The sequence below is a fragment of the Alcaligenes aquatilis genome (assembly GCF_003076515.1).
In the GTDB taxonomy this organism is placed as follows: domain Bacteria; phylum Pseudomonadota; class Gammaproteobacteria; order Burkholderiales; family Burkholderiaceae_B; genus Alcaligenes; species Alcaligenes aquatilis.
Genome location: NZ_CP022390.1, coordinates 1,764,326 through 1,787,796 on the forward strand (window position 1 = coordinate 1,764,326; position 23,471 = coordinate 1,787,796).

General features: G+C 56.3%; 22 protein-coding genes. 11 read left to right on the forward strand and 11 right to left on the reverse strand.

The window, feature by feature from the left end:
• Positions 1-349 precede the first annotated feature (349 nt).
• From accD to CA948_RS08170, 4 genes are all read right to left on the reverse strand, one after another.
• Positions 350-1,228, reverse strand: a complete 879-nt coding sequence (gene accD / locus CA948_RS08155; RefSeq protein ID WP_094197320.1) for an acetyl-CoA carboxylase, carboxyltransferase subunit beta — start codon at positions 1,226-1,228, stop codon at positions 350-352.
• Between the two features lie 117 nt (positions 1,229-1,345).
• Positions 1,346-2,179: a tryptophan synthase subunit alpha gene (trpA, locus tag CA948_RS08160; RefSeq protein WP_094197321.1), complete on the reverse strand. Its 834-nt coding sequence runs from the start codon at positions 2,177-2,179 to the stop codon at positions 1,346-1,348.
• A 16-nt stretch (positions 2,180-2,195) separates the two neighbouring features.
• Positions 2,196-3,395, reverse strand: a complete 1,200-nt coding sequence (gene trpB, locus CA948_RS08165; protein ID WP_094197322.1) for a tryptophan synthase subunit beta — start codon at positions 3,393-3,395, stop codon at positions 2,196-2,198.
• Between the two features lie 75 nt (positions 3,396-3,470).
• Positions 3,471-5,765, reverse strand: coding sequence for a RelA/SpoT family protein (locus tag CA948_RS08170; protein ID WP_108727757.1), 2,295 nt, complete (start codon positions 5,763-5,765; stop codon positions 3,471-3,473).
• An 83-nt stretch (positions 5,766-5,848) separates the two neighbouring features.
• On the opposite strand from CA948_RS08170, the gene CA948_RS08175 reads away from it, so the two are divergent.
• The gene (locus CA948_RS08175; RefSeq protein WP_108727758.1) at positions 5,849-6,367 is read left to right on the forward strand and encodes a flavodoxin family protein; all 519 of its coding nucleotides are present in this window, start codon (positions 5,849-5,851) and stop codon (positions 6,365-6,367) included.
• 63 nt (positions 6,368-6,430) lie between these two features.
• Here CA948_RS08175 and pncB read toward each other — a convergent pair whose 3' ends face one another.
• Complete coding sequence (gene pncB, locus CA948_RS08180) at positions 6,431-7,606, reverse strand: nicotinate phosphoribosyltransferase (RefSeq protein ID WP_094197325.1); 1,176 nt, start codon at positions 7,604-7,606, stop codon at positions 6,431-6,433.
• Between the two features lie 240 nt (positions 7,607-7,846).
• Between pncB and fdxA the strand changes: the two genes are divergently transcribed.
• The 6 genes from fdxA to CA948_RS08210 all read left to right on the forward strand — a co-directional run bounded on the left by fdxA (position 7,847) and on the right by CA948_RS08210 (position 12,761).
• On the forward strand, positions 7,847-8,170 hold the full coding sequence (gene fdxA / locus CA948_RS08185) for a ferredoxin FdxA (RefSeq protein WP_026483116.1): 324 nt from the start codon (positions 7,847-7,849) through the stop codon (positions 8,168-8,170).
• A gap of 214 nt (positions 8,171-8,384) precedes the next feature.
• Entirely contained in the window at positions 8,385-9,608 is a 1,224-nt protein-coding gene (locus CA948_RS08190) for a polyhydroxyalkanoate depolymerase (protein ID WP_108727759.1), read from the forward strand.
• 52 nt (positions 9,609-9,660) lie between these two features.
• A complete protein-coding gene (locus tag CA948_RS08195; RefSeq protein ID WP_094197327.1) occupies positions 9,661-10,302 on the forward strand; it encodes an RnfABCDGE type electron transport complex subunit B in 642 nt (213 codons plus the stop codon).
• Positions 10,299-10,937: an endonuclease III gene (nth, locus tag CA948_RS08200; RefSeq protein ID WP_108727760.1), complete on the forward strand. Its 639-nt coding sequence runs from the start codon at positions 10,299-10,301 to the stop codon at positions 10,935-10,937. The genes CA948_RS08195 and nth overlap by 4 nt, the downstream gene beginning before the upstream one ends.
• A gap of 244 nt (positions 10,938-11,181) precedes the next feature.
• A complete protein-coding gene (locus CA948_RS08205) occupies positions 11,182-11,895 on the forward strand; it encodes an ABC transporter ATP-binding protein (RefSeq protein WP_094197329.1) in 714 nt (237 codons plus the stop codon).
• Between the two features lie 224 nt (positions 11,896-12,119).
• Positions 12,120-12,761: an OmpW/AlkL family protein gene (locus CA948_RS08210; protein WP_094197330.1), complete on the forward strand. Its 642-nt coding sequence runs from the start codon at positions 12,120-12,122 to the stop codon at positions 12,759-12,761.
• Here the strand turns inward: CA948_RS08210 and CA948_RS08215 are convergent.
• The 4 genes from CA948_RS08215 to CA948_RS08230 form a co-directional block, all read right to left on the reverse strand.
• The gene (locus CA948_RS08215) at positions 12,758-13,540 is read right to left on the reverse strand and encodes an ABC transporter ATP-binding protein (protein WP_094197331.1); all 783 of its coding nucleotides are present in this window, start codon (positions 13,538-13,540) and stop codon (positions 12,758-12,760) included. The genes CA948_RS08210 and CA948_RS08215 overlap by 4 nt on opposite strands.
• Positions 13,537-15,369, reverse strand: a complete 1,833-nt coding sequence (locus CA948_RS08220) for a branched-chain amino acid ABC transporter ATP-binding protein/permease (protein ID WP_108727761.1) — start codon at positions 15,367-15,369, stop codon at positions 13,537-13,539. The genes CA948_RS08215 and CA948_RS08220 overlap by 4 nt, the downstream gene beginning before the upstream one ends.
• Before the next feature lie 5 nt (positions 15,370-15,374).
• Positions 15,375-16,412, reverse strand: a complete 1,038-nt coding sequence (locus CA948_RS08225; RefSeq protein ID WP_094197333.1) for a branched-chain amino acid ABC transporter permease — start codon at positions 16,410-16,412, stop codon at positions 15,375-15,377.
• A 138-nt stretch (positions 16,413-16,550) separates the two neighbouring features.
• Positions 16,551-17,720, reverse strand: coding sequence for an ABC transporter substrate-binding protein (locus CA948_RS08230; protein ID WP_094197334.1), 1,170 nt, complete (start codon positions 17,718-17,720; stop codon positions 16,551-16,553).
• A 328-nt stretch (positions 17,721-18,048) separates the two neighbouring features.
• Here CA948_RS08230 and msrB point away from each other — a divergent pair, with 328 nt between their 5' ends.
• The 4 genes from msrB to CA948_RS08250 are packed head-to-tail and all read left to right on the forward strand — an operon-like array spanning position 18,049 to position 20,063.
• The gene (gene msrB / locus CA948_RS08235; RefSeq protein WP_094197335.1) at positions 18,049-18,444 is read left to right on the forward strand and encodes a peptide-methionine (R)-S-oxide reductase MsrB; all 396 of its coding nucleotides are present in this window, start codon (positions 18,049-18,051) and stop codon (positions 18,442-18,444) included.
• Positions 18,441-19,007, forward strand: a complete 567-nt coding sequence (locus CA948_RS08240) for a septation protein A (RefSeq protein WP_009456639.1) — start codon at positions 18,441-18,443, stop codon at positions 19,005-19,007. The genes msrB and CA948_RS08240 overlap by 4 nt, the downstream gene beginning before the upstream one ends.
• Before the next feature lie 7 nt (positions 19,008-19,014).
• Positions 19,015-19,278, forward strand: coding sequence for a BolA family protein (locus CA948_RS08245; protein WP_009456641.1), 264 nt, complete (start codon positions 19,015-19,017; stop codon positions 19,276-19,278).
• Between the two features lie 8 nt (positions 19,279-19,286).
• The gene (locus tag CA948_RS08250) at positions 19,287-20,063 is read left to right on the forward strand and encodes a peptidylprolyl isomerase (protein WP_094197337.1); all 777 of its coding nucleotides are present in this window, start codon (positions 19,287-19,289) and stop codon (positions 20,061-20,063) included.
• A 299-nt stretch (positions 20,064-20,362) separates the two neighbouring features.
• Here CA948_RS08250 and ligA read toward each other — a convergent pair whose 3' ends face one another.
• Positions 20,363-22,450: an NAD-dependent DNA ligase LigA gene (gene ligA / locus CA948_RS08255; protein WP_108727762.1), complete on the reverse strand. Its 2,088-nt coding sequence runs from the start codon at positions 22,448-22,450 to the stop codon at positions 20,363-20,365.
• A complete protein-coding gene (locus CA948_RS08260) occupies positions 22,447-23,469 on the reverse strand; it encodes a cell division protein ZipA C-terminal FtsZ-binding domain-containing protein (protein WP_108727763.1) in 1,023 nt (340 codons plus the stop codon). Before CA948_RS08260 ends, ligA begins: the two co-directional genes overlap by 4 nt.
• Between the last annotated feature and the right edge of the window lie 2 nt (positions 23,470-23,471).

Below are 23,471 nucleotides of genomic sequence, written 5' to 3' on the forward strand. Positions count from 1 at the left end.
CAGAGCTTTGGCCGCGGGCTATTGAACAATCCAGGGTGCAAACCCAGCGCTGTTCGGGCCAGACGCTTGTACTTGGTCCGAGGGGACCGAGTACCTGGCGAGTTCACTGGGCGCCTGGGTTGTTCAATAGCCAAGAGCACCCGTGCGCAGCACGGGCCAAGGCCCCGCCCCCAGGCCGTACTCCCCCCACCCCAAGAAAACCAAGCCAATCTCGCCCTGAAGTCTCAACCAAGAGACCAACGTTCCAATAGCACAACCCCCTATGCAAAAAAAACTACAGCGGAGTAGGCAAAAAAAAACGCCACCTGAACCCAGATGGCGTTTTTCCCTAAGCGTCAAGCCGTGGCAATCAAGAATGACGCGACACAGCCTCAGCCGGTTGACGAGTCAACAAAGCCAGCAGCTCCGCCAGTTCACGCTGCAACTCACGACGGTCCACCACCATATCGATCGCGCCCTTCTCCAGCAAGAACTCGGCACGCTGGAAGCCTTCAGGCAGCTTCTCACGCACAGTCTGCTCAATCACGCGAGGACCGGCAAAGCCAATCAAGGCATTAGGCTCGGCAATCACCACATCGCCCATAAAGGCAAAACTGGCCGATACACCACCCATGGTTGGGTCAGTCAAAATACTGATAAACGGCAAACCCGCCTCGGACAGTTCGGCCAGGATAGCCGTGGTCTTGGCCATCTGCATCAGGGAGAACAAGCTCTCCTGCATACGCGCGCCACCCGAAGCGGCCACACAGATGAAAGGACTACGGTCGGCAATAGCCGCCTTAACACCACGTGTGAAACGCTCACCCACCACCGACCCCATGGAACCGGCCATGTATTCAAACTCGAAGCAAGCCACCACGGCTGGCACAGACAAAATCGTGCCGCTCATGACCACCATCGCCTCAGTTTCGCCCGTTTGTTTGGCTGCCTCGGAAACGCGTTCGGTGTATTTGCGCGAATCGCGGAACTTCAAGGGGTCCATAGGACGGGTGTTAGAACCAATTTCGGTCTGGCCTTCGGGGTCCAGCAAGGATTTGATCCGGCCACGCGCACCAATACGCATGTGATGACTGCACTTGGGGCAAACATTCAAAGTTGCCTGGAGATCTTCCTTGTAGAGCACAGACTCACACGACGGACATTTCACCCACAGCCCCTCGGGAACGCGACGGCTGCTTTCGGGGTTACGGTTAATTCGCGGCGGGAGTATTTTCTCGATCCAGCTCATTGTTAGATCCTGTTTTCGCTTGGCCGGCACCCGGCCCACCAAACTCTTTATTCTGAAAAAAAGCGCCTGTTCCTCAAGAACAGGCAGATGATTCTATACGCGGAATAGGTATTTAGGCTAATTATCCAGCGCCTGACGTATCTGTGCGAGCCATTGACTGGCCGCGGCAACCGCCGCTGCGTCCTTATCCTTTTGCTCTTTGCCCGCGTTTTCTTGCACAGCCTGCTCCATAGTCTGAATCAGCTTGGAACCAATAACAACTGCGTCCGCACAACGGGAGATGGCTTTGGCACTTTGCGCATCACGAATCCCGAAACCTACTCCGACCGGAATTTTGACGTGCTGACGAATGCGCTGCAAGTGGTGTTCCACATCAGCCACATCAATCTGGGCCGAACCGGTCACCCCTTTCAGGGAAACATAGTACACATAGCCTTGAGCCAACTCGGCCACCTTGGCAATGCGTTCGTCCGTGGAAGTGGGCGACAGCAGGAAAATGGTGTCCACGCCCTGCTCGGTCAGCAAACGGGTGAAATCCTCGGACTCTTCAGGCGGGTAATCCACCGTCAGCACGCCGTCCACACCCGCCTTGCCTGCCATCACGGCAAACTCGGCCTGACCGATACGTTCGATAGGATTGGCGTAACCCATCAGCACAACCGGCGTTTCCTCGTCGATCAGGCGAAACTGCTGCACAATCTCCAGCACTTTACGCAAGCCGACACCACGGCTGATGGCACGTTCAGCGGCTTGCTGAATCACCGGGCCATCGGCAGTGGGATCAGAAAAAGGCACACCCAATTCAATGACATCTGCCCCGGCCTGACGCAAGGCATGCATCAAGGCCACGGTAGCGGGCACCGAAGGGTCTCCGGCCGTAATATACGGCACCAGGGCGCAACGCCCGTTCAAACCTTCAAACGTCTTTTGCAGACGCACATTACTCGACATATCAGTTCCCGATTGCTTACAGAGTCAAGCCGCCGTACTCGGCGACCGTATGCATGTCCTTATCGCCACGACCGGACAAACTGACCAGAATGATTTTATCCTTGGACAAAGTCGGAGCAATGCGAGCCGCATGAGCCAGCGCGTGCGAGGACTCCAGCGCAGGCATGATGCCTTCGATGCGGCAGCAATCGTGAAACGCTTTCAGAGCGTCTTCATCGGTGCAGGTGGCGTAGTGGGCGCGGCCACAATCTTTCAGCCAGGCGTGCTCGGGGCCCACACCCGGGTAATCCAGACCAGCCGACACCGAGTGCGTAGGCATGACGTTGCCGTCATCATCCTGCAGTACATAGGTACGGTTACCGTGCAGCACACCCACCAGTCCCTTGTTCAGGGAAGCCGAGTGCTCCAGCGTATCCAGGCCGCGTCCAGCCGCTTCCACACCGATCAGCTCCACATCCTTGTGCTCGATATAGGGGTAGAAAATGCCCATGGCATTGGAACCGCCACCGACCGACGCCAAGACGTAATCAGGCTGACGACCGGCATCCTCAGGCATTTGCTGCACGCACTCTTCACCGATCACGCATTGGAAGTCGCGCACCATCATCGGGTAAGGATGAGGGCCAGCCACCGTACCAATGATGTAGAAGGTATTACTGATGTTGGTGACCCAGTCACGCATAGCCTCGTTCAGCGCATCTTTCAGGGTGCGCGAACCGGATTCCACGGGCACAACCGTCGCACCGAGCAGCTTCATGCGGTACACATTGGAAGCCTGACGACGCACGTCCTCGCTACCCATGTAGACCACACATTCCAGACCGTAACGGGCAGCGACCGTAGCCGTTGCCACGCCGTGCTGGCCTGCACCGGTTTCAGCAATAATGCGTGGCTTGCCCATGCGGCGAGCCAGCAGGATCTGACCAATACAGTTATTGATCTTGTGTGCGCCAGTGTGATTGAGGTCTTCGCGCTTGAACCAGATCTGAGCTCCACCTAGTTGCTCCGACCATCGACGGGCATGGTACACGGGGCTGGGACGACCGACAAAATGCTTGAGTTCGTAATGAAACTCGCGCAGAAACTCAGGATCGTTCCGATACTGTTCGTAGGCTGCTTTCAACTCGTCCAGGGCGTGGACCAGCGTTTCAGCGACAAACGAACCACCAAACTGACCAAAATGTCCATCCGGGTCGGGCAAGGTATAGGTTTTCAAAGCTCGCTCTCTTGATTGACAAGAACAATCGCGGGCACAACACCCGCGAGGTTTAGGTTTACCAATTTTAGCAGTTCAGGACGAGTAGCGGCGGGCGCTAACACCCGATAACTCGTTCAAGGCCGCTAAAGCCTTTTGAATTTGCTCGCCATCACGCACTTCAATGGTAAATATCATGCGTGTCAACGAACGACGGCTCAAGGTATTAATACCCGTTACGTTCAAGCGCAGGCGGGCAAATACTTCAGACAGATCACGCAAGAGGCTGGGATGCTCCTGAGCCTCAATCGCCAGATCCACCGGATACTGAGTATCCCCCGTATCGCCCCAATCAACGCTAATAGCCCTTTCAGGTTGTCGATCAGCCAGTTCCTGATAAGACTTGCAGTCGGCACGGTGTATGGATACTCCCCGACCACGGGTCACAAAACCGGCAATCAGGTCAGGCGGTGCGGGACGGCAACAGCGGGCCAGCTGTGTCATGAGGGAGTCCACGCCCACCACCAGCACACCGCTTTTCCCGGTTTTGGAAACACTTTCCCGGGCCGCATCAAACACGCGCTGTACGGGTTCTTCTTCCTGCACATCCTCACGGAACAAGGCGTCCACTTGGCGCAGACTGAATTCATCCTTGGCCACCGCCACATACAAGTCATCCGCCTTGGCAAAACCCAGTTGCTGGGCCATCTGTTCCAGATTGACGGCGGTACGGCCCAGCCTTTGCAGCTCTTTTTCGACCATGCTCTGGCCTTGGGAGATACGCTGCTGCAATTCAATCGCGTTGAACCAGGCCCGCACCTTGGAGCGCGAACGCGGGCTGGCCAGAAAGCCCAGTTGTACGTTCAGCCAGTCACGCGAGGGGCCACCGGATTTGGCCGCCACAATCTCTACCGTCTGGCCCGTCGACAAACGCGTGGACAAAGGCACCATCTGCCCATCAACCCGCGCACCGCGACAACGGTGGCCCAGATCGGTATGCAGATAGTAGGCAAAGTCCACCGGCGTCGCCCCCACAGGCAGCTCGATAACGCGAGCCTGCGGCGTCAGCACATAAATATGCTCGTCTTCCTGAGCCTTCAAAGGCCGGGCGACTGCCGGTTTCTTACTGGCGACGGGTTCTACTGTCTTTTCGGAAGCCGACTCTTTGCTGCTGTCTGCTTGCGGACCAGGCGCGGTAGCGTTTGACGTGGACGCCTCCCTGTCCCAGGCCAGCAATTGACGCATCCAGGCGATCTTTCTATCGTCCTCACCATCGGCCACCTGCTGCCCGCCTTGGGCTCCCGCCTCCTTGTAGCGCCAGTGGGCAGCCATCCCGTATTCCGCGAACTGATGCATGTCGCGCGTGCGGATCTGAATTTCAAAGCAACGCCCCTGCGCATCCGCAATGACGGTATGCAAGGAGCGATAACCATTGGGCTTGGGGCGGGAGATGTAATCGTCAAACTCCTCGGGCACAGGCGTCCACAAGGAATGCACCACAGCCAACGTGTGGTAGCAGCTGCGTTCATCCTCAACGATGACGCGCAAGGCGCGCAAATCAAACAGTTGTTCAAAGTCCAGATGCTTGTTACGCATCTTGTTCCAGATGCTGAAGATATGCTTGGGTCGGCCCGAGACCTCGGCCACGATATGCTCGCGTTTCAAGGCCGCCAAAAGTTGATCACGAACCTGACTGATCAGGGTTTCGCGCTCCACGCGCTTGTCTTCCAACTGACTGGCAATATGTTTGTAAACCTCGGGGTTCAGAAAACGAAAGGCCAGATCCTCCATTTCCCACTTGATCTGCCAAATCCCCAGGCGGTTAGCCAGCGGCGTATACAGCTCCAGCGTTTCGCGCGCGAACCCTACCGGACAGACATTTCTGGACTGTCGGTACCAGCGCAAGGACTGCAAGCGCGAGGCCAGGCGCATCAAGACAATGCGCAAATCGGCGGCCATCGCCAGCAGCATCTTGCGCTTCATTTCTTTTTGATCACCCCCGCCCGTCTGCTCCTTGGCCTGGCCTGTCAGCGATCCCAGGCGGTACAAGGCGCGCGAGCCACGCACCAAGGTCATGACCTCGGCACCAAAGGCTTTTTGAACCGGATCCTGTTTGATCTCCGGCCCAGGGGCGGGGGTGACGGCCAACAAGGCGCTGGCACGGGTTTGGGCATCCACACCCAAACCAGCCAAAATAAGCGCTACCTGAGCGCAATGGCTGTCCAACGGTTCGCCGGTACTTCCGGCCAGATCCAGCAAAATAGGCCCCGCCCAGTCGGCAGCCGCCTGCAATAGCGTACGCCCTGCTTCATCCAGTCCGTGGCTGGCTTGCGCGAACCATAGAGGGTTGAAGGCCGACTCGGCCATAGGGGGGGAAGCGGTGTGATTCATGTGAATTACGTCGATGTGGCCACTCAGCGCTGAGGTGGCTCTCTATACTGTAGACGCTAGTCTATCACCGCGAGTAAGAGCTTATGAGTCTGAACACATGCCGCCAGCTTCTATTGATTTGGCACTCCCGTACCGGCGCGGCCCGGCAATTGGCTGAACAGGCTGAACAAGGCGCGCTGGAGGTGCTCCAGGAGTTGGGAGGGCTAGAACAGATCCGTATCAAACGTTTGCATTGCGATCAGGTGCAAGCGCAGGATTTGCGCGACTCCCACGCTTATCTGTTCTGCGCCCCCGAAAACCTGGCCAGTCTGAGCGGGGCCATGAAAGAGTGTCTGGACCGGAATTACTACGAGGTGCTGGATCAGCTAAATGGCCGTCCCTACTCTGCCTTGATCAGTGCCGGTAGCGATGGACAAGGAGCCCAGCGACAACTGGAGCGGATTTGTACCGGCTGGCGGCTGGAGCTGGCCGCCCCGATCCGGATCTTCAATTTTCACGCCCAGACGCCTGAGGCCATTCTGGCGCCCAAGACCTTGAATGAGAAGCACATTGCCCAGGCACGTGAAGCCGGAGGGCATCTGGCGGCACTGCTGTGTCTATGAAAAAAACCCTTTGCGTGTGCAAAGGGTTTTGAAACAACATTAACGCCTCAGGTCGCCAAAGGCTTACGCTGGCGGCAACTGAAAAACCTGCCGCAAATACGCCAGATACGCCGGATCATCACACATGGTCTTTTCCGGAGCATCGGACACTTTCGCCACCGGCTGACCATTGCAGCGCACCATCTTCATGACAATCTGCAAAGGCTCATGGCCAAGGTCATTGGTTAGGTTGGTGCCAATCCCAAAAGACACCTTGCAGCGACCTGCAAAACGCAGCGCCAGCTCAATGGCTTTGGGAATGGTCAAACCATCAGAAAACACCAAGGTCTTGGTACGCGGATCGGTACGGTTAGCCTGATAGTGCGCCAGCAAGCGCTCACCCCAGATGAAAGGATCGCCCGAGTCGTGACGGGCACCGTCAAACAGCTTGCAAAAATACATGTCAAAGTCGCGCAGGAAAGCATCCATGCCGTACACATCCGACAAGGCAATGCCCAGGTCACCGCGATATTCTTTGGCCCACACCTCCAGGGCGAAAATCTGCGAATCACGCAAGCGAGGGCCCAGAGCCTGACAAGCCTGCAAATATTCGTGTCCCATGGTGCCCAGCGGCGTTACCCCATACTTCATGGCCAGCCAGACGTTGCTGGTGCCGGCAAAGTGCGGTTTCATCTGCTCAATCATGGTGGTGACCACTTCTTCGTGCCACTGCTTGGAAAAGCGACGGCGCGTGCCGTAGTCAGCCACACGAAAGTCACTTAAGGCCGGATCATCGACCACCAGACGCATCTTGGACTGCAGACGCTCGCGCCCTTCCGCCCATTGTGGTTGTGGACATTCATTGCGAAAGTAGACCTCGTTCACGATGGCCAGCACCGGGATCTCGAACAGAATCGTATGCAGCCAGGGGCCTTGGACCGAAATTTCGATCTCGCCGGGAACAGCCCCAGCCTGCACCTGAATGCAACGCTCGGGCAGATGGAACAGACCCAGAAAATCGACAAAATCGCTTTTGATAAAGCGCAGGCTGCGTAAATAATCCAGCTCGGCGTCAGAAAAACGCAACTGGCACAGGGCATGAATTTCCGCCCGGATCTCGTCCAGGTACTGGCTTAAATTAATATTGGGAGTGCGGCATTTATAGCGATACTCCACATGCGCAGCCGGGAAATGATGCAAGACAACCTGCATCATGGAAAACTTGTACAGGTCCGTATCAAGTAAAGAGGTAATGATCATCACAAACCTACCGATTTTGATTGCGCAACCATAGCACGGGCGTCAGTTCTTGCGTACCGCTATCTAGCAGATGAGCTATTGCGCCATCTCAATAAGCAAGAAGCTGAATATTCGTTAAAATCGAAAGATTCGATTCAAATCCCATTTTTATCGTTCAGGCCCTGTGCGTTGTCGCGCACCCCATCCACGGCCTTTTGCCGTGATCAACCGCCTTAGCGATACCGCAGGAGTGTTACTGAAATGACCCACGTCGTCACCGAAAACTGTATCAAGTGCAAATTCACCGATTGTGTGGACGTGTGCCCCGTCGACTGTTTTCGTGAAGGCCCGAACTTTCTGGTGATTGACCCGGACGAGTGCATTGACTGCGCCGTCTGTATTCCCGAATGCCCGGCCAATGCCATTTTTGCCGAAGAGGACGTGCCCCAAGATCAGGTGCACTTCATCGAACTGAACGCTGAATTGACGCCTGTTTTTGGCAGCATCAACCGCTCCAAAAAACCGCTGGAAGATGCGGACGACTGGAACGGTGTGGAGAACAAACTACAGTATCTGGAACGCTAAGCACGTCGCTCGCTCTATATAGACCCGACTCGGTGGCTGCGTTTGTATCCAGCCACTCTTGCGCCCAATCTCGCCTTTTGATAAAAAAACCTGCCGCACCGCAGCAAGGGAAAATACCAAGGCCAGAGGAACGATAAACGTCGTATTGTTTCCCACAAGGAAATAAGCATATACATTCCTCTGTATCAAATTAGGCAACACCAAGGCGCACACTATGCTTTACGATCTGCACGAACTTCAGCGGTCCTTTCTGGCTCCGCTCGCCGCCTTTACCGGCACCGGCTCTCAATGGTTTTCCAACCCCTACAGTCCACTGGCCTATACGCCCCTGTCGCGCCAACTGGCGGCGGCCTCTGAACTGGTACACCGTATCGGCAAGGATTACGAAAAACCAACCTGGGGGCTGGACGAAACCCAGATCGACGGCCAAACCGTCGCCGTGCAGGAGGTCGAGCACCTGAGCAAACCGTTCTGTAGGCTGATCCACTTCAAGCGCGATCATCCCAAAGCGGATCAGGACCCCACGATCCTGCTGGTCGCGCCTCTGTCCGGCCACCACGCCACCTTGCTGCGCGAAACCGTACGCGCGCTGCTGCCCGATCACTCGGTTTATGTTACTGACTGGATTGATGCCCGCATGGTGCCTCGTTCAGCCGGCCCCTTCCATCTGGACGATTACGTCCTGTATGTGCAGGAATTCATCCAGGCACTGGGCCCGAAAGTGCACGTCATGTCGGTTTGTCAGCCCACGGTGCCGGTCTTGGCTGCCGTCTCCTTAATGGCAAGCCGTCGCTCGGCCGTGATGCCACGCAGCATGATCATGATGGGTGGCCCCATCGACACGCGTCAGTCCCCCACCGAGGTGAATCGTCTGGCCACCACCAAGTCCTATTCCTGGTTCGAAAACAATCTGATTCACCGGGTGCCCACCAAATACCCTGGTGCTCACCGCCGTGTGTACCCCGGCTTTTTGCAGCATGCCGGTTTTGTCGCCATGAATCCGGATCGTCACGTCAGCTCACACTACGACTTTTATCAGCACCTGATCAAAGGTGACGATGACGATGCACAAGCCCACCGCCGTTTCTACGACGAATACAACGCCGTGCTGGACATGCCCGCCGAGTTCTACCTGGACACGATCCGCATTGTGTTCCAGGAGCACCGTCTGCCCAAAGGCCAATGGCACGTGCATGGCGAACAAGTCCGCCCCCAGGATATCGATGGCGTGGCCTTGTTTACTATTGAAGGCGAATTGGACGATATTTCCGGCCAGGGCCAGACTCATTCGGCTCAGGGGCTATGTTCGAAAATCGCGCCTGAACTCAAGCAACAATTCACCGCGCCCAACTGTGGTCATTACGGGATTTTCTCCGGAAGCCGCTGGCGCACGCTGATCTGTCCTAAAATCAGGGACTTCATCCGTCAGCACAACTGATATTTGGCTAAGGCCGTTTCTGACGGGGCCAGACGGCCCCGTTTTTGCATTCATGTCCAACACCTTAATACGGCGCATTGACGCCCTGCTCCCTCAAACCCAGTGCACCCGCTGTGGTTACGATGCCTGTTTGCCCTATGCCCAAGCCATTGCGCTTGAAGGCGAGGCGATCAACCGCTGCCCGCCCGGCGGCCAGGAAGGCGTGCAGGCCCTGGCCGAGCTGCTGGGTCGTGAAGCCCTGCCCCTGGACCCTTCCTGTGGGGAATTCACCGGCCCCAGCCGCGCAGTCATTATTGAAGAGCACTGCATTGGTTGCACGCTCTGTATTCAGGCCTGTCCGGTGGACGCCATTATCGGTGCCAACAAATTGATGCACACCGTACTGGCTGACCGCTGTACCGGCTGTGAGCTATGTGTGCCGCCCTGTCCAGTAGACTGCATCAGCATGATCCCTACGGATGAATGGAGCAGCGAACAGGCCATACAGGCTCGCCTGGACACGGAACGACGCCGCGACCGCCTGCTGGCCCGACACCAGGAAAGCTCGGATCTGGCTGCCCGTACGCTAGCTAATAAACCCGTCCTGGCCAACTCGGCCGATCAGGCCGATAAACGAGAGGCCTCCATTGCCTCTGCTCTGGCCCGCGCCCGTGCGCGACGCGCCGGCAAGACTGCAAGCGAAACTACGCCATGAACGCTGCCAAGCGCCACGAGATTTTCAGCCGTTTTCAGGCCGCCAACCCCAAGCCCACCACCGAACTGGAATACGCCGACACCTTTCAACTGCTGATTGCGGTGATTCTGTCGGCCCAGGCTACTGATCGCTCCGTGAACCTGGCTACTGCCCGCTTTTTTCCCGAACACGGCACACCGCAAGGGATTCTGGCTATGGGTGAAGAAGGGCTGCGTGAAGCCATCAAGACCATTGGCCTGTACAAGACCAAAGCCGCCAACGTCATCAAGACCTGTCGGATTTTGCTGGAGCAGCATCAAGGCCAGGTTCCCTGTGACCGCGCAGCACTAGAGGCTCTTCCTGGCGTAGGACGCAAAACCGCCAACGTGGTCTTGAATACCGCTTTTGGCCTGCCCACCATTGCCGTGGATACCCATATTTTTCGCGTTGCCAACCGCACCGGCATTGCGCCAGGAAAAAACGTGGTCGAAGTGGAAAAGAAGCTGGAAAAAGTGATTCCCAAGCCTTTTTTACTGGACGCCCACCACTGGCTGATTTTGCATGGCCGCTACATTTGCGTGGCCCGCAAACCCAAATGTCCCCAGTGTGGTATCTCGGACTTGTGTGACTTCAAGCCGAAAACCGTTAACACTTAAGTAACACATGCCTGGTTTAACAACATTTGTTTACCAAACAGTGCATTAAACCGATCTCTCCTATGACAAACCCGCATGGTTTTGCTTCGTTGGCGCTTCCATACTGAAACACATGAAGAACCCTGCCTAAAGTTCGCTGGTGATGGAATCACCACAATCAGCGGCGAAGGACACGTAACGGAATCCTGAGCCGACCAGCCAACGTACAGGCCCATATTGACGCCTTACGACAAGGAGCATTCTCATGACACGGGCTGCCCTGGATATTGAGAATCTGTACGCCTGCCAACGAGAGTTTCCGCTCTTGCGCGGATTGAGTTTGCAGGTTGCTGCGGGCGAGATCTGCACCGTACTGAGCCGAAGTCGGGCCGGCCGCAGCGCCATGTTACGCGCCATCGCGGGATTAACCGATAGCCGCCGAGGCTCCATCCGTATTCAAGGCACCGAAACCATACACCTGAGCCAACACCAGTTGGCAGATCTGGGAGTGGGCTACAGCCCTTACGAACAGAGCATCTTCACCGGTCTGAGCTGTGAGGAAAACCTCTTGCTACCGCCCGCTATAGGGACTGCCCTGGGTGGTGGAATGTCACTGGTGCAGATCTATGAGCTGCTACCCAGCCTGGAGCAACGTCGCCACCATATGGCCACCCATCTGTCTACCGGCGAACAAAAAATACTGGCCATTGCGCGCTTGCTGCGCACAGGTGTGAATCTACTGCTGCTGGACAAGGTGTCCGAGGGACTGGCTCCGGTACAGGCCCAGGCACTTGGCAAGCTGATCTGCACCTTACGCCACGAAGGCTACACCATTGTGCTGGCCGAGCAATGCCCACAGTTCTCGGCGGAATTCAGCGATCAGTTTCATGTCTTGGAACAAGGGCAAATTATCGAGCGATTCAGCCGCAGCGAATTAAGCCATAAGTACGACGCCCTGCACGCACTCCTGGGGGTGTGAGCCCATCATCCGAGCTCTCTCACGCCCGCCTTTCTCTTTTCCAGCTCGTTACCAGGTGATGCAAAAAACACACATAGGGGTGAATTTGGCCCCGTATGAATTCTACTTACTTGATCTACAACAAGGTCAGGCGGTCAACTACCCCTGAAGCTTGCTTTGGATCAAATCTGCAAACCCAGCCCTCATTCACTCTGTAGGCTTTACACCCCCCCTACGGAGTCATTATGAAAGCCCGCCACTTGTTTCCCGGTCTGCACCTGTCCTTGCTCGCGGTAGGACTGGCCGCTGTTTTGTACGCGCCTCAAGGCCAAACACACGAAGCGGGTGATTTCTTGCTCAAAGGTGGCGTGACCTGGGTATCCCCAAAATCCAATAACGGCTCTGTGGCTGACGGCACCGTCAAGCTGGACGTAGGCAATAATGCCCGCCCCAGCTTCTCGCTGACCTATATGGCCACCCGCAATATTGGTATTGAACTGCTGGGCGCTTTCCCCTTCCAGCACAATATTGACAGCAATCTGGGCCGTATCGGCAAAACCAAGCACTTGCCCCCAACCCTGAGCCTGCAATACCACTTCCTGCCTGACAGCGACTTCCAGCCCTATGTGGGCGTGGGCGTGAACTACACCATGTTCTTTGACACCGAATCGCGCGGTGCGCTGGCGGGCTCCGACCTGAAACTGAAAAACAGCTGGGGTTTTGCAGCCCAGGTCGGTGTGGATTACAAGCTGGACAAGAACTGGTTCCTGAACGCCGATGTACGCTACATCAGCATCCGTCCAGACGTGAAACTGAACGGTCAGTCCATTGGTAAGGCCAAGCTGGACCCCGTGGTTGCCACCATCGGGGTCGGCTACCGCTTCTAAGCGCTGGCTTCTTCCTGCTCGCGCTTGCCCTGCCCCAAGCCCAGATAGCTTTCTATCACTCGGGGATTATGAGCCAGGTCAGACGCGGGCCCTTGCAGCACCACATCGCCCGTCTCCAGTACATAACCGTAGTCAGCCACTTGCAAAGCGGCACGAGCATTTTGCTCGACCAGCAAGATGGCCACGCCGGTACTGCGCAGTCGGGCGATGATCATGAAGATCTCCCGCACCACACGCGGCGCCAGGCCCAGGCTGGGTTCATCCAGCATCAGCACTTTGGGTTGCGCCATCAAGGCACGGCCTACGGCCAGCATCTGCCGCTCCCCGCCTGACAAAGTCCCTGCCAGCTGAGTACGGCGCTCTTTCAAACGTGGAAACAAGGTGTAAACCTTGTCCATGGTGTCGCGCCAGCCGGGATGACGGGCACGATACAGGCGAAAGCCGCCCAGCAGAAGATTGTCCTCGACGGTCATGCTGCCAAACAGCTCGCGGCGTTCCGGCACCAGGGAAATGCCAGCCGCCACGCGACGCTCCACTTCCCAATGACTGATCTCCTGCCCTTCGTACTGCACCGAGCCTGTGCTACGGCCCACGCTGGGCAAAGAGCCCATCATGGAATTGAGCAAGGTGGACTTACCTGCACCATTGGCGCCGATCACCGTCACAATGCTGCCTGCCCGAACGTCCAGACTGGCTCCCGTCACGGCCGTGACTTTGCCGTACTGAGCCGCCAGATTGTCTACTTTCAGGATAATGTCTTTCGATTGTGCCGAACTCATAGCGCTGCTCCTGCCGAGGCGGGCTCATTGACCTGATCCAGATCCAGGTCGTCATCAATACCACCCAGGTAGGCTTCCAGCACCGCTGGATTTTCCTGAATTTCCTTGGGCAAACCTTCGGCCAGCTTGGTGCCAAAATCCATGACAACCAGCTTGTCCGTCAAATTCATGACAAAGTCCATGTCATGCTCAACCAGCAAAATGCTCATGCCTTCGCTACGCAGCTGATCCAGCACTTTGGCCAATTCCTGCTTTTCCTTGTAGCGCAAGCCAGCAGCCGGCTCGTCCAGCAGCAAGAGCAGCGGATCGGAAGCCAGAGCACGGGCAATTTCCAAAATACGCTGTTGGCCCAGGGCCAGATTGCCCGCCTCTTCGTACAGGTAATCACCCAGGCCCACGCGCTGCAGCTGAACAGCCGCTTCGTGCAAAAGCTCGGCTTCGCTACGGCGCTCAGTATGCAGAACGGCGGACACCACACCGACATTGCGACGCAAGTGAGCGCCCAATGCCACGTTTTCCAGAACCGTCATGGTAGGCAGCAGTTGCACGTGCTGGAAGGTACGGCCTACGCCCAGACGAGAAATCTCGCGTGCAGGCTTGCCATCAATCAGCTGCCCCAGGAAGCTGACCTGACCGCTGGTGGCCGACAGCACGCCGGTAATCAGGTTAAAGGTTGTGCTCTTGCCCGCGCCGTTAGGACCGATCAGGCCCATGATCTGACCCGCATTCAAGGTGAAGCTGATGTCATTCACGGCGACCAGACCACCGAACTCCTTGCGGATCTTGTTCACTTCCAGAACCAGCGAGCCGGCCTGGGGACGCTCACGCTGAGGCAGAGCCTCGGCTTGCGGAGGAGCCGCCTGATTGCGCTTCTGCGCACCGAAAACCTGTTCCCAAGCCTTGTGCAAAATGGGCCACAGACCGTCGCGAGCGTATTGCAGAATCAGCACCATCAAAATACCGAAAACGATCAGCTCGAAGTTGATGTCGGTATTGAGCAGCTTGGGCAGCCAGTTCTGCAATTGATCTTTCAGGCTCAGCACGAGAGCCGAACCCAAAACAGCACCCCAAACACTGCCTGCCCCGCCCAGCACAGCCATGAACAAGTATTCAATACCGTAGTTCAAGCCGAAAGGACTGGGTGATACCGCGCGCTGGTAGTGCGCATAGAGCCAACCGGATACGCAAGCCAGCAAGGCAGCGTAAACGAACACAATGACCTTGTAATTGGCCATGTTCACGCCAAAGGATTCGGCCATGCCGCTGCCATGCTTCAGAGCACGAATGGCACGTCCGGGACGGGAGTTCAGCAGGTTGCGCGTACCCCACATCGCCAGCAAGGCGAACGCCCAGATCAGGTAGTAAATATCCCGGCCCGAGGACAGGGAAATACCGAAGAACTCCAAAGGAGCAATACCGGAAATACCGTCGTACTGACCCAGGAACTCCAGGTTGCCGAACAGGTAGTACAAGGCCAGCCCCCAAGCCAAGGTACACAAGGGCAGGAAGTGGCCGGACAAGCGCAGTGTGATCGCCCCCAGAATGTAGGCCACCATCATGGTGATAGCCATGCCAATCAGCAGATTGAACCAGGGCGACCAACCCAGACGAGCCGTCAGATAGGCCGTGGTGTAGGCACCCAGACCCACAAACGCGGCCTGACCAAACGAAGTCAAACCACCCACGCCGGTCAACAGCACCAGGCCCAGAACAACCAGGCTGGTCAAGCCAATATAGTTAAGCTGGGTAATCCAGAATTCGGGCGTTGCGCCCAACTGCGGCAAAACCAACAGAACCGCAATAAACAGTAGCGTCAGCAAGTGTCTCATGTGATTTACTCCTCATCATCCACGTGCTTGCTACCGAAGGAGCGCCACAACAACACCGGTATCACCATGGTAAATACAATAACTTCTTTGTAGGCACTAGCCCAGAAAGAGGAAAACGCCTCCAGAACACCCAGGAACAAAGCGCCCAACAAGGTGACGGGGTAACTGATCAAACCGCCAAAAATCGCCGCCACAAAACCTTTAAGACCGATCAAAAAGCCGGTGTCGTAGTAAATGGTCGTCACAGGAGCGATCAGCATGCCGGACAAGGCACCAATAGCTGCAGCCAGCGTGAAAGTCAGAGAGCCGGACATATTGGTGCTGATACCCACCAGACGGGCACCACGACGGTTCACCGCCGTTGCACGCAGAGCGCGACCATACAGGGTCTTACCGAAAAAGCCCCACAAGGCCAGAATCAGCAACACGCAAGCGCCCATCACAAAAAAGGTTTGGGCCGACCAGCTTACTGCGCCCAGGGACACTTCGCCTTCCATGAAAGGAGGCGTGCGCCAGCCTTCCGGACCGAAGAACACCAGACCCAAACCGGTCAGCGCAAAGTGCACGGCTACCGAAGTAATCAGCAGCACCAGCACGCTGGCTTCGGCAATCGGCTGGTACACCAGGCGATACACCATGGGACCCAGCGGGATCACAACCGCCAGCGAGAACAATACGGCCACCCACAAGGGCAACTGCGAGCTGACAATGGCAGGGGCAGCAAAGTAAACCGCGACAGGAATCACGATATTGACCAGAAACTTGCGTGGCATGCCTGTCAGGCTGCGACTGCGCAAGGCAGAGAGCAACTCCAGCAAGAACACCAGCGCACCGGCGATCAATAACAAAATAACGGTTCCCGGCATGCGGCCATTGACCACGAAAGCCAAGGTCAAGGCGCCAAAGGTGACGAACTCACCTTGTGGAATAAAGATGACGCGGGTAACCAGGAAAACCAGAACCAGGGCGAGCCCGAGCAAAGCATAGATGGCGCCATTCAATATGCCATCCTGCAACAAAATCAAAGCGATGGTGGTATCCATGTCGGACAACATCCTGTACAACAAAAAGGGCAAAGGGCTTACGGCAAACGCAGGCCTGTAGCGGGAACGGGCGCCAGGATCCTCAGGCACCCGCCTTGGAAAAAACCGGCTTGGGAGCCGGTTTTTGCCTGTCAGATATTACAGATCAGGCTGATACGTCCATTTACCGTCGACCACTTTCACAATCACGTGGGCCCGCTTATCCAGACCGGCATGATCTGTTGCAGACATATTGAACACGCCTTGGGAAGCGGCCAGTTCCTTGGTTTGCTCCAGAGCATCACGCAAGGCTGCGCGGAACTCGGGGGTACCTGGCTTTGCACCAGATTTCAGGGCCTCTGGAATGGCTTCGGTCACGAGCAGACCGGCATCCCACATATGCCCACCAAAGGTGTTGATGGAGCCAGCACCATATTTGGCTTCGTATTTTTCCTTGTACTCCATAGCCGTCTTTTTCACCGTGCTGCTGTCAGGCAGTTGTTCGGCGACCAGCAAAGGACCGGCTGGCAAGATCATATCGTTACAGTCTTTGCCACACACACGCAGCACGTCGCTGTTGGCGGCACCGTGTGTCTGGTAAATGATGCCTGCAAAGCCACGGCCTTTCAGTTCACGCTGAGGCAAGGCAACCGGAGTGCCGGAACCGGCGATCAAAATGGCGTCGGGTTTGGTGCCCAGCAGCTTGAGAACCTGACCGGTCACACTGGTATCGTTGCGGCCATAGCGCTCGGCACCCAGCACTTTAATGCCCTTGGCTTGAGCCGCTTCAGTAATCACGTTCAGCCAGCCATCACCGTAGGCGTCGTTGTAACCAATAAAGCCCAGGGTTTTGACGTTTTGCTTGACCATGGCCTCTGCCAAGGCACCGGCCATCAACTGGTCATTCTGGGGAGTTTTGAAGACCCAGGTACGAGCGCCTTCGACAGGCTCAACAATCTTGGCGTTGGCAGCCACGCTGATCATGGGAGTCTTGGTTTCACCAGCAACGTCCACCATCGCCAGGGAGCCGGGAGTCACGGACGTACCGATCACCACGTCCACTTTGTCGTCCGTAATCAGCTTGCGCATATTGCGTACGGCCACCGTGGTATCGGTGGCATCGTCCAGAACGATGTACTCGATTTTCTGGCCGGCCACCTCAGTAGGCAACAGGCTGACGGTATTGCGTTCAGGAATGCCCAGCGAGGCCGCCGGTCCTGTCGCTGCCACCGTCACACCCACTTTGATCTGCGCAGACACGGCGACGGGCAGACTCAAAGCCAGGGCTGCAGCCAATGTCGTCAGACGACCAGTAGTAATGCAGTTCATCCTTTTCTCCCAATATTTGTTCGTTGTTGTGGACCGATTTCACGGTCAAAAAATCGTAATACAGATAATCACCAGCAGATACCAGAAACGTATCAAGTCACACGAATTTCAGATATTGGTGTTTACCTTAAATATTAAAAGTTTAAATAGTGCACTAACTAAAGTGATAGCTCACTAAGTAAGTGCCCTGTACCGCTATTTTCTTGACTGGGCAGTCAGGACAGGCTGCACTTTGGAACCCTCTGTTCCAAACGCACTCTAATTGTCGATTACTATGTAGGACTGCGCCTCTTGTAGGCATTGATCTGTTTTTCATAAGGCAGCACACGTGGAAAAAGTACGTAAAACCGAAGCCGAGTGGCGCGCCCAACTCAGCCCCGAAGAATTCTATGTCACGCGTCAGAAAGGGACGGAACGTGCCTTTACCGGCCGTTACTGGGACACCACCACGCCCGGCATTTACCGCTGTGTTGGCTGCGGCACGCCCCTGTTTGCTTCTGACACCAAGTTTGATGCCGGTTGCGGCTGGCCCAGCTACTTCACTCCCCTGAACCCGGACAATGTGCGCGAGGAACTGGATACCAGCCACGGCATGCGGCGCACCGAAGTGCTGTGCAATGTCTGCGATGCTCATTTGGGCCACGTCTTTGAAGACGGCCCCCCACCCACTGGGCTACGATATTGCATTAACTCCCTGTCCATGACCTTTGAACCTGACGCATGAAGAAGCTTTTATTTGATCTGTTCCCGCTCGTTCTGTTTTTTCTGGCGTTTCGTTTCTCCGACATCTATGTCGCAACCGGCGTGGCCATGGCCGCCTCGGTATTGCAGATACTCTGGTTAAAACTCACCAGCAAGGCAATCGAGACCTCGCACTGGATCAATCTGGCCGTCATTGTGGTCTTTGGCGGTGCCACCTTGTTTTTCCACAACGATGTCTTCATCCGCTGGAAACCGACCGTGCTGTATTGGATCTTTGCGCTGGTGCTGCTGGGCGGACGCTATCTGATGCATCGCAACCTGATGCAAAAATTCATGGGCACCCATCTGGTATTGCCCGGCCATGTTTGGGACAAATTAAACCTGGTCTGGGCCAGCTTCTTTGTCGCCATGGGCCTGGTGAATTTGTACGTTGCCTTCTCGGGCCACTTTACCGAGTCCCAATGGGTCAACTTCAAAGCCTTTGGTCTGCTGGGTTTGATGCTGGTGTTTGTCGTTGCCCAATCCTTGTGGCTGGGCCGCTACCTGCAAGACTCGTCCGACAACTCCACTCCCCCAAAATCTTGATTTCACCATGACAGACGCACTCGCTTCCCTGATTCACGAACGGCTCCAGGCTCTGGAACCCTCTGAACTGGACATCATTAATGAATCCCATCTGCATGCCGGCCACGCCGGTGCTCAAGGGGGCGCAAGCCACTTTCGGGTGATCATCGCCTCGAAACAATTTGATGGAATTTCAACACTGGCACGACACAGACTTGTGTATGATCGCGTCCACGATCTAATGCCTTTCCCGATTCACGCATTGGCTATTCAAGCCAAAACTACTGCTTAAGGATGCTCATGAAACGTATTGCCGCATTTGCCTTGACCTGCGCTATGGCTGCTCCGGTCTATGCACAGACGATTGCCACCGTAAATGGCAAAAACCTCACGCAAAAAGACCTGGATCAGTTCGTCGCCGTTCTGGTCGAGCAAGGCGCCAAGGACTCGCCCGAGCTGCGTGAGCAAGTCAAACAGGAAATGGTCAACCGTCTGGCCGTGGTGCAAGCCGCTGAAAAAGCCGGTATCGACAAGACCAACCAGGTTCAACAAGAGCTGGAACTGGCTCGCCAGAGCATTCTGGTCCGTGCCTTGATGGCCGATTACCTGAAAAAGAACCCTGTTACCGAAGCCGATCTGACCAAGGAATACAACACCATCAAGGCGATGGAAGAAGGTCAGCAGGAATACAAGGTGCGCCACATCCTGGTCAAGGACGAAGCGGCTGCCAAAGACCTGTTGGCAAAGATCAAGTCCAAGAAAGTCAGCTTTGCGGATGCCGCCAAGAAAGACTCCATCGACACCGGTAGCGGCCAGCAAGGCGGCGATCTGGGCTGGGCGCCTAGCTCCACCTACGTACCGGAGTTCGCTCAGGCGGTAGAGAAAATGAAAAAAGGCGAACTGAGCGCAGCACCTGTGCAGTCCCAGTTTGGCTGGCACATCATTCAGGTAGACGATGCTCGTCCTGTGACCTTCCCGGCCATGGCTGAAGTCAAGCCTCAACTGGAAGAGATGATGCGTCAGCGCAAGCTGGCCGAGTACCAGCAGAAAATCCTGAAAGAAGCCAACATCAAGTAACGGCTTTGACGGCCGCTTTGTCTTTCCGATAAAACGGCTGGCAGGAAAACAAATATGGCGCCCTTGAGGCGCCATATTTATTGCTCATGAAGTCGGATCATGCCTCTTTCGGAACCAAGGCCAAGGATAACCCCTCGGTCAATTCACCTCGGGCTTGAAACAAGAGGTAAAGCGCCAGCAACTCTACGCTTGTTCTCCCGCAGACATAACAGGAATAAGACTCTGCTGGACCGCTGGCTTCAGACAAGAGCACTCCGCTCCTCATGCTCGCCAGACACTGACCTTCATACACCAGCGCCTTACTCACCCGCCAATAAAGCCAGAAACTGGGCTTCGTCCAAAATAGTCACGCCTAATTCTTGTGCCTTGGTCAGCTTGGAACCGGCCTCAGCTCCCGCTAGCACATAGGCGGTCTTTTTGGAGACTGAGCCACTGGCCTTACCGCCCGCCTCTAATACGCGGCGCGTAGCCTCGTCACGGCTCATGCTGGGCAAGGTTCCCGTGATGACAACCGTTTTGCCCGCCAGCGGCAGATTAGCGCTATTGGCACGGGCTTGTGCCTGTTGAGGTGTCACCCCAGCGGCCAGCAAATCATCCAGGGCTTCACGATTATGAGGTTCCTGAAAAAAGTGCCGTACGGAAGCCGCGACAACCGGGCCCACTTCGTTAACTTGCAGCAGCGCCTCTTCATCAGCCTGCTCCAAGGCCTGCAAGGAGCCAAAATGCTGTGCCAAATCGCGTGCCGTAGTCTCGCCAACATGGCGGATACCCAAGGCATAGATCAGACGATTCAAGGCTGGCTCACGCACCTTGTTGATCGCCTCGATCAGGTTCTCGGCGGACTTGCGTCCCATCCGCTCCAGCAGCACCAACTTCTCTACCTTCAGCTTGAAAATATCGGCCAAGGTATGGACCAGTCCGGTTTCCACCAACTGGTCCACCAGCTTTTCACCCAGACCTTCAATATCCAGGGCTTTACGGCTGGCCGCGTGAATCAGCGTTTGCTTGCGCTGGGCGGGGCAAATCAAGCCACCGGTACAGCGCCAGGCGGACTCACCGTCCAGACGCTCCAGCGCCGAATGACACGCCGGGCACTCCTTGACCATCTCGAAGGGCATACTGCCTTCGGGGCGCTGCTCTAGCACCACGGCAACAACTTCCGGAATCACATCCCCGGCACGACGAACAACCACGGTATCGCCTGCGCGCACATCTTTGCGACGTACCTCGTCTTCGTTATGCAGCGTGGCATTGGTCACTGTAACGCCACCCACAAAGACCGGTTTCAAACGTGCGACTGGCGTGACAACACCGGTGCGACCCACTTGAAACTCGATGTTCTCCACACGCGTTATTTCTTCCTGCGCGGGGAATTTGTGAGCGACAGCAAAGCGTGGCGCACGTGCCACATAGCCCAGGACACGCTGCGCGGCCAAAGAATTGACTTTGTACACCACACCGTCAATTTCAAAGGGCAAACCGGTACGGCGCTCTTGCGTCTCGGTATAAAAATCCAGCAGGCCCTGCACGCCCTTGACGACTTTGCGGTCGCGGCTCAAGGGCATACCCAGGCTTTCCAGCCAGTCCATCATGCCCGATTGGGTATCACGGGGCAGCGCATCGCCTACGGGTTCGGCAAACAAGGCATGTTGCGGCTGAGTCACGGCAGGCATAGGGCTGACTTCCCCCCAGCCATAGGCAAAAAAGCGCAAAGGCCGTTTAGCAGTGATTTTCGGATCCAACTGGCGCAAGCTGCCTGCGGCCGCATTACGCGGATTCACAAATACTTTTTCGCCACGCTTGGTCTGGTTCTCGTTCAGGCGCTCAAAGTCCGCCCGATTCATCAAGACCTCGCCCCGCACCTCCAGCACGGCGGGCAATTGCGCCGCATCGCCGCGCAAGCGCAGAGGAATGGATTTAATGGTGCGAATATTGCTGGTGACGTCCTCACCCGTGGTGCCATCACCGCGAGTCGATGCTTGTACCAACAGACCTTGTTCATAACGCAGGCTGATCGCCAAGCCGTCAAACTTGTATTCGGCCAGATAATCTACCCGGCGGTCTAAACCCACCACACCGGCCTCGACCAAGGTATCGGCGACGCGCTTGTCAAAAGCCTGCACCTCCGCATCATCAAAGGCATTACCCAAAGACAACATGGGAACGGCATGCTCAACAGTGTCAAAGCCGTCCAAAGGTGCTGCGCCCACGCGTTGCGTAGGAGAGTCCGGGGTAATCCATTCCGGGTGCTCGGCTTCCAGCGCCAGCAGCTCGTTCATCAATGCGTCGTATTGCGCGTCCGAAATGCTGGGTGCATCCTGAACGTAATAGGCCCAGTTATGCTGGGCCAGTTCTTCATGTAACTGCTGTACTCGCTTCAAACTCACGAAAAAATCCTGCCTGTACGTTCCTGGCCTGCCGTAAAGCCAGCTTGCTCCAGGCGTTCGTACAGATTGCTTAGTTGCTCATCAATGTTTTGATCGGTGCTCTCGGGCAAGGGGCGACCTTGGTCATCCAACACCACGCCGTCCAGACGGCTGGCCAGATCACGGGCCACCGTTGCCATACGGCTAAAGGCATGATCGTCCGCCGGGCTGTTGGGCAAGTCCAGCAACAGGTCAATACGCTCAATGCTGGCCGACTGAATATCCCTGGGTTGGGCGCCGTCGAACATGGCGGTAAAACGGGGCTGGCCCGAATCGGCCAGCCAGGCCAGTTGCTGACCAAAGGGTAAAAAACCGGCGTCCTTGACCATCTGAATCACGGAAGAAGCCGGCATAGGGCCGGGCAAACGCACCGACACCCCCACCAACGCGTCCAGATCGGCGCAGGTATTGTCCAGGGCAGTTGCACGACGCAACACATCGTCCTGTTCAGGACCTTCTACCGAGCCATCAAATTGTTGCGCCAACGCTTGCGCGGCCATCCAGACCTGCGACCACTCAATGGCTGACAAGGGACCGCTGCGATTGGCCAGCAAAACGGCAATTTGCATGCTGGCGTAGGACTCGCCCGAACGCAAACGAGCACGATGACCGCCCCCTTCGCACTCGGCAAAGTAACGCACGGGCTTGGCACCCGTACGCGAGATGGACTGCAAGGCCTGAGCCAAATCCTGGGCGTCCACTGGCTGGCTGAAACTGATGTCAATGACGGCCTCGGTGGTGCAATCGGCCTCAGCGGCATCGTGCTCGCTGCCAGCAGCCGCAGCATCCCCGCCACGCGTCATGCTGGGCTCGCGACGTTCCAGCTCGGTGAGCTGGCTCATCAAAGGATCCGTATCCCCATCCGGGAATTGGCTTTGCATCTGCTGGCGCACTCGGCGGTCTTGCCACCAGTTAAAGACCACCACGAGCAAGATGAGCAAAATGCCCAATAAAATCAGTGCGATTTGCAAATCACTCATTG

Bases quoted from the DNA above. Each gene is read 5' to 3' on its own strand.
- accD (WP_094197320.1), bottom strand. From the start codon at position 1,228: ATGAGCTGGATCGAGAAAATACTCCCGCCGCGAATTAACCGTAACCCC.
- trpA (WP_094197321.1), bottom strand. From the start codon at position 2,179: ATGTCGAGTAATGTGCGTCTGCAAAAGACGTTTGAAGGTTTGAACGGG.
- CA948_RS08170 (WP_108727757.1), bottom strand. From the start codon at position 5,765: ATGAATCACACCGCTTCCCCCCCTATGGCCGAGTCGGCCTTCAACCCT.
- CA948_RS08175 (WP_108727758.1), top strand. From the start codon at position 5,849: ATGAGTCTGAACACATGCCGCCAGCTTCTATTGATTTGGCACTCCCGT.
- pncB (WP_094197325.1), bottom strand. From the start codon at position 7,606: ATGATCATTACCTCTTTACTTGATACGGACCTGTACAAGTTTTCCATG.
- fdxA (WP_026483116.1), top strand. From the start codon at position 7,847: ATGACCCACGTCGTCACCGAAAACTGTATCAAGTGCAAATTCACCGAT.
- CA948_RS08190 (WP_108727759.1), top strand. From the start codon at position 8,385: ATGCTTTACGATCTGCACGAACTTCAGCGGTCCTTTCTGGCTCCGCTC.
- CA948_RS08195 (WP_094197327.1), top strand. From the start codon at position 9,661: ATGTCCAACACCTTAATACGGCGCATTGACGCCCTGCTCCCTCAAACC.
- nth (WP_108727760.1), top strand. From the start codon at position 10,299: ATGAACGCTGCCAAGCGCCACGAGATTTTCAGCCGTTTTCAGGCCGCC.
- CA948_RS08205 (WP_094197329.1), top strand. From the start codon at position 11,182: ATGACACGGGCTGCCCTGGATATTGAGAATCTGTACGCCTGCCAACGA.
- CA948_RS08210 (WP_094197330.1), top strand. From the start codon at position 12,120: ATGAAAGCCCGCCACTTGTTTCCCGGTCTGCACCTGTCCTTGCTCGCG.
- CA948_RS08215 (WP_094197331.1), bottom strand. From the start codon at position 13,540: ATGAGTTCGGCACAATCGAAAGACATTATCCTGAAAGTAGACAATCTG.
- CA948_RS08220 (WP_108727761.1), bottom strand. From the start codon at position 15,369: ATGAGACACTTGCTGACGCTACTGTTTATTGCGGTTCTGTTGGTTTTG.
- CA948_RS08225 (WP_094197333.1), bottom strand. From the start codon at position 16,412: ATGGATACCACCATCGCTTTGATTTTGTTGCAGGATGGCATATTGAAT.
- CA948_RS08230 (WP_094197334.1), bottom strand. From the start codon at position 17,720: ATGAACTGCATTACTACTGGTCGTCTGACGACATTGGCTGCAGCCCTG.
- CA948_RS08240 (WP_009456639.1), top strand. From the start codon at position 18,441: ATGAAGAAGCTTTTATTTGATCTGTTCCCGCTCGTTCTGTTTTTTCTG.
- CA948_RS08245 (WP_009456641.1), top strand. From the start codon at position 19,015: ATGACAGACGCACTCGCTTCCCTGATTCACGAACGGCTCCAGGCTCTG.
- CA948_RS08250 (WP_094197337.1), top strand. From the start codon at position 19,287: ATGAAACGTATTGCCGCATTTGCCTTGACCTGCGCTATGGCTGCTCCG.
- CA948_RS08260 (WP_108727763.1), bottom strand. From the start codon at position 23,469: ATGAGTGATTTGCAAATCGCACTGATTTTATTGGGCATTTTGCTCATC.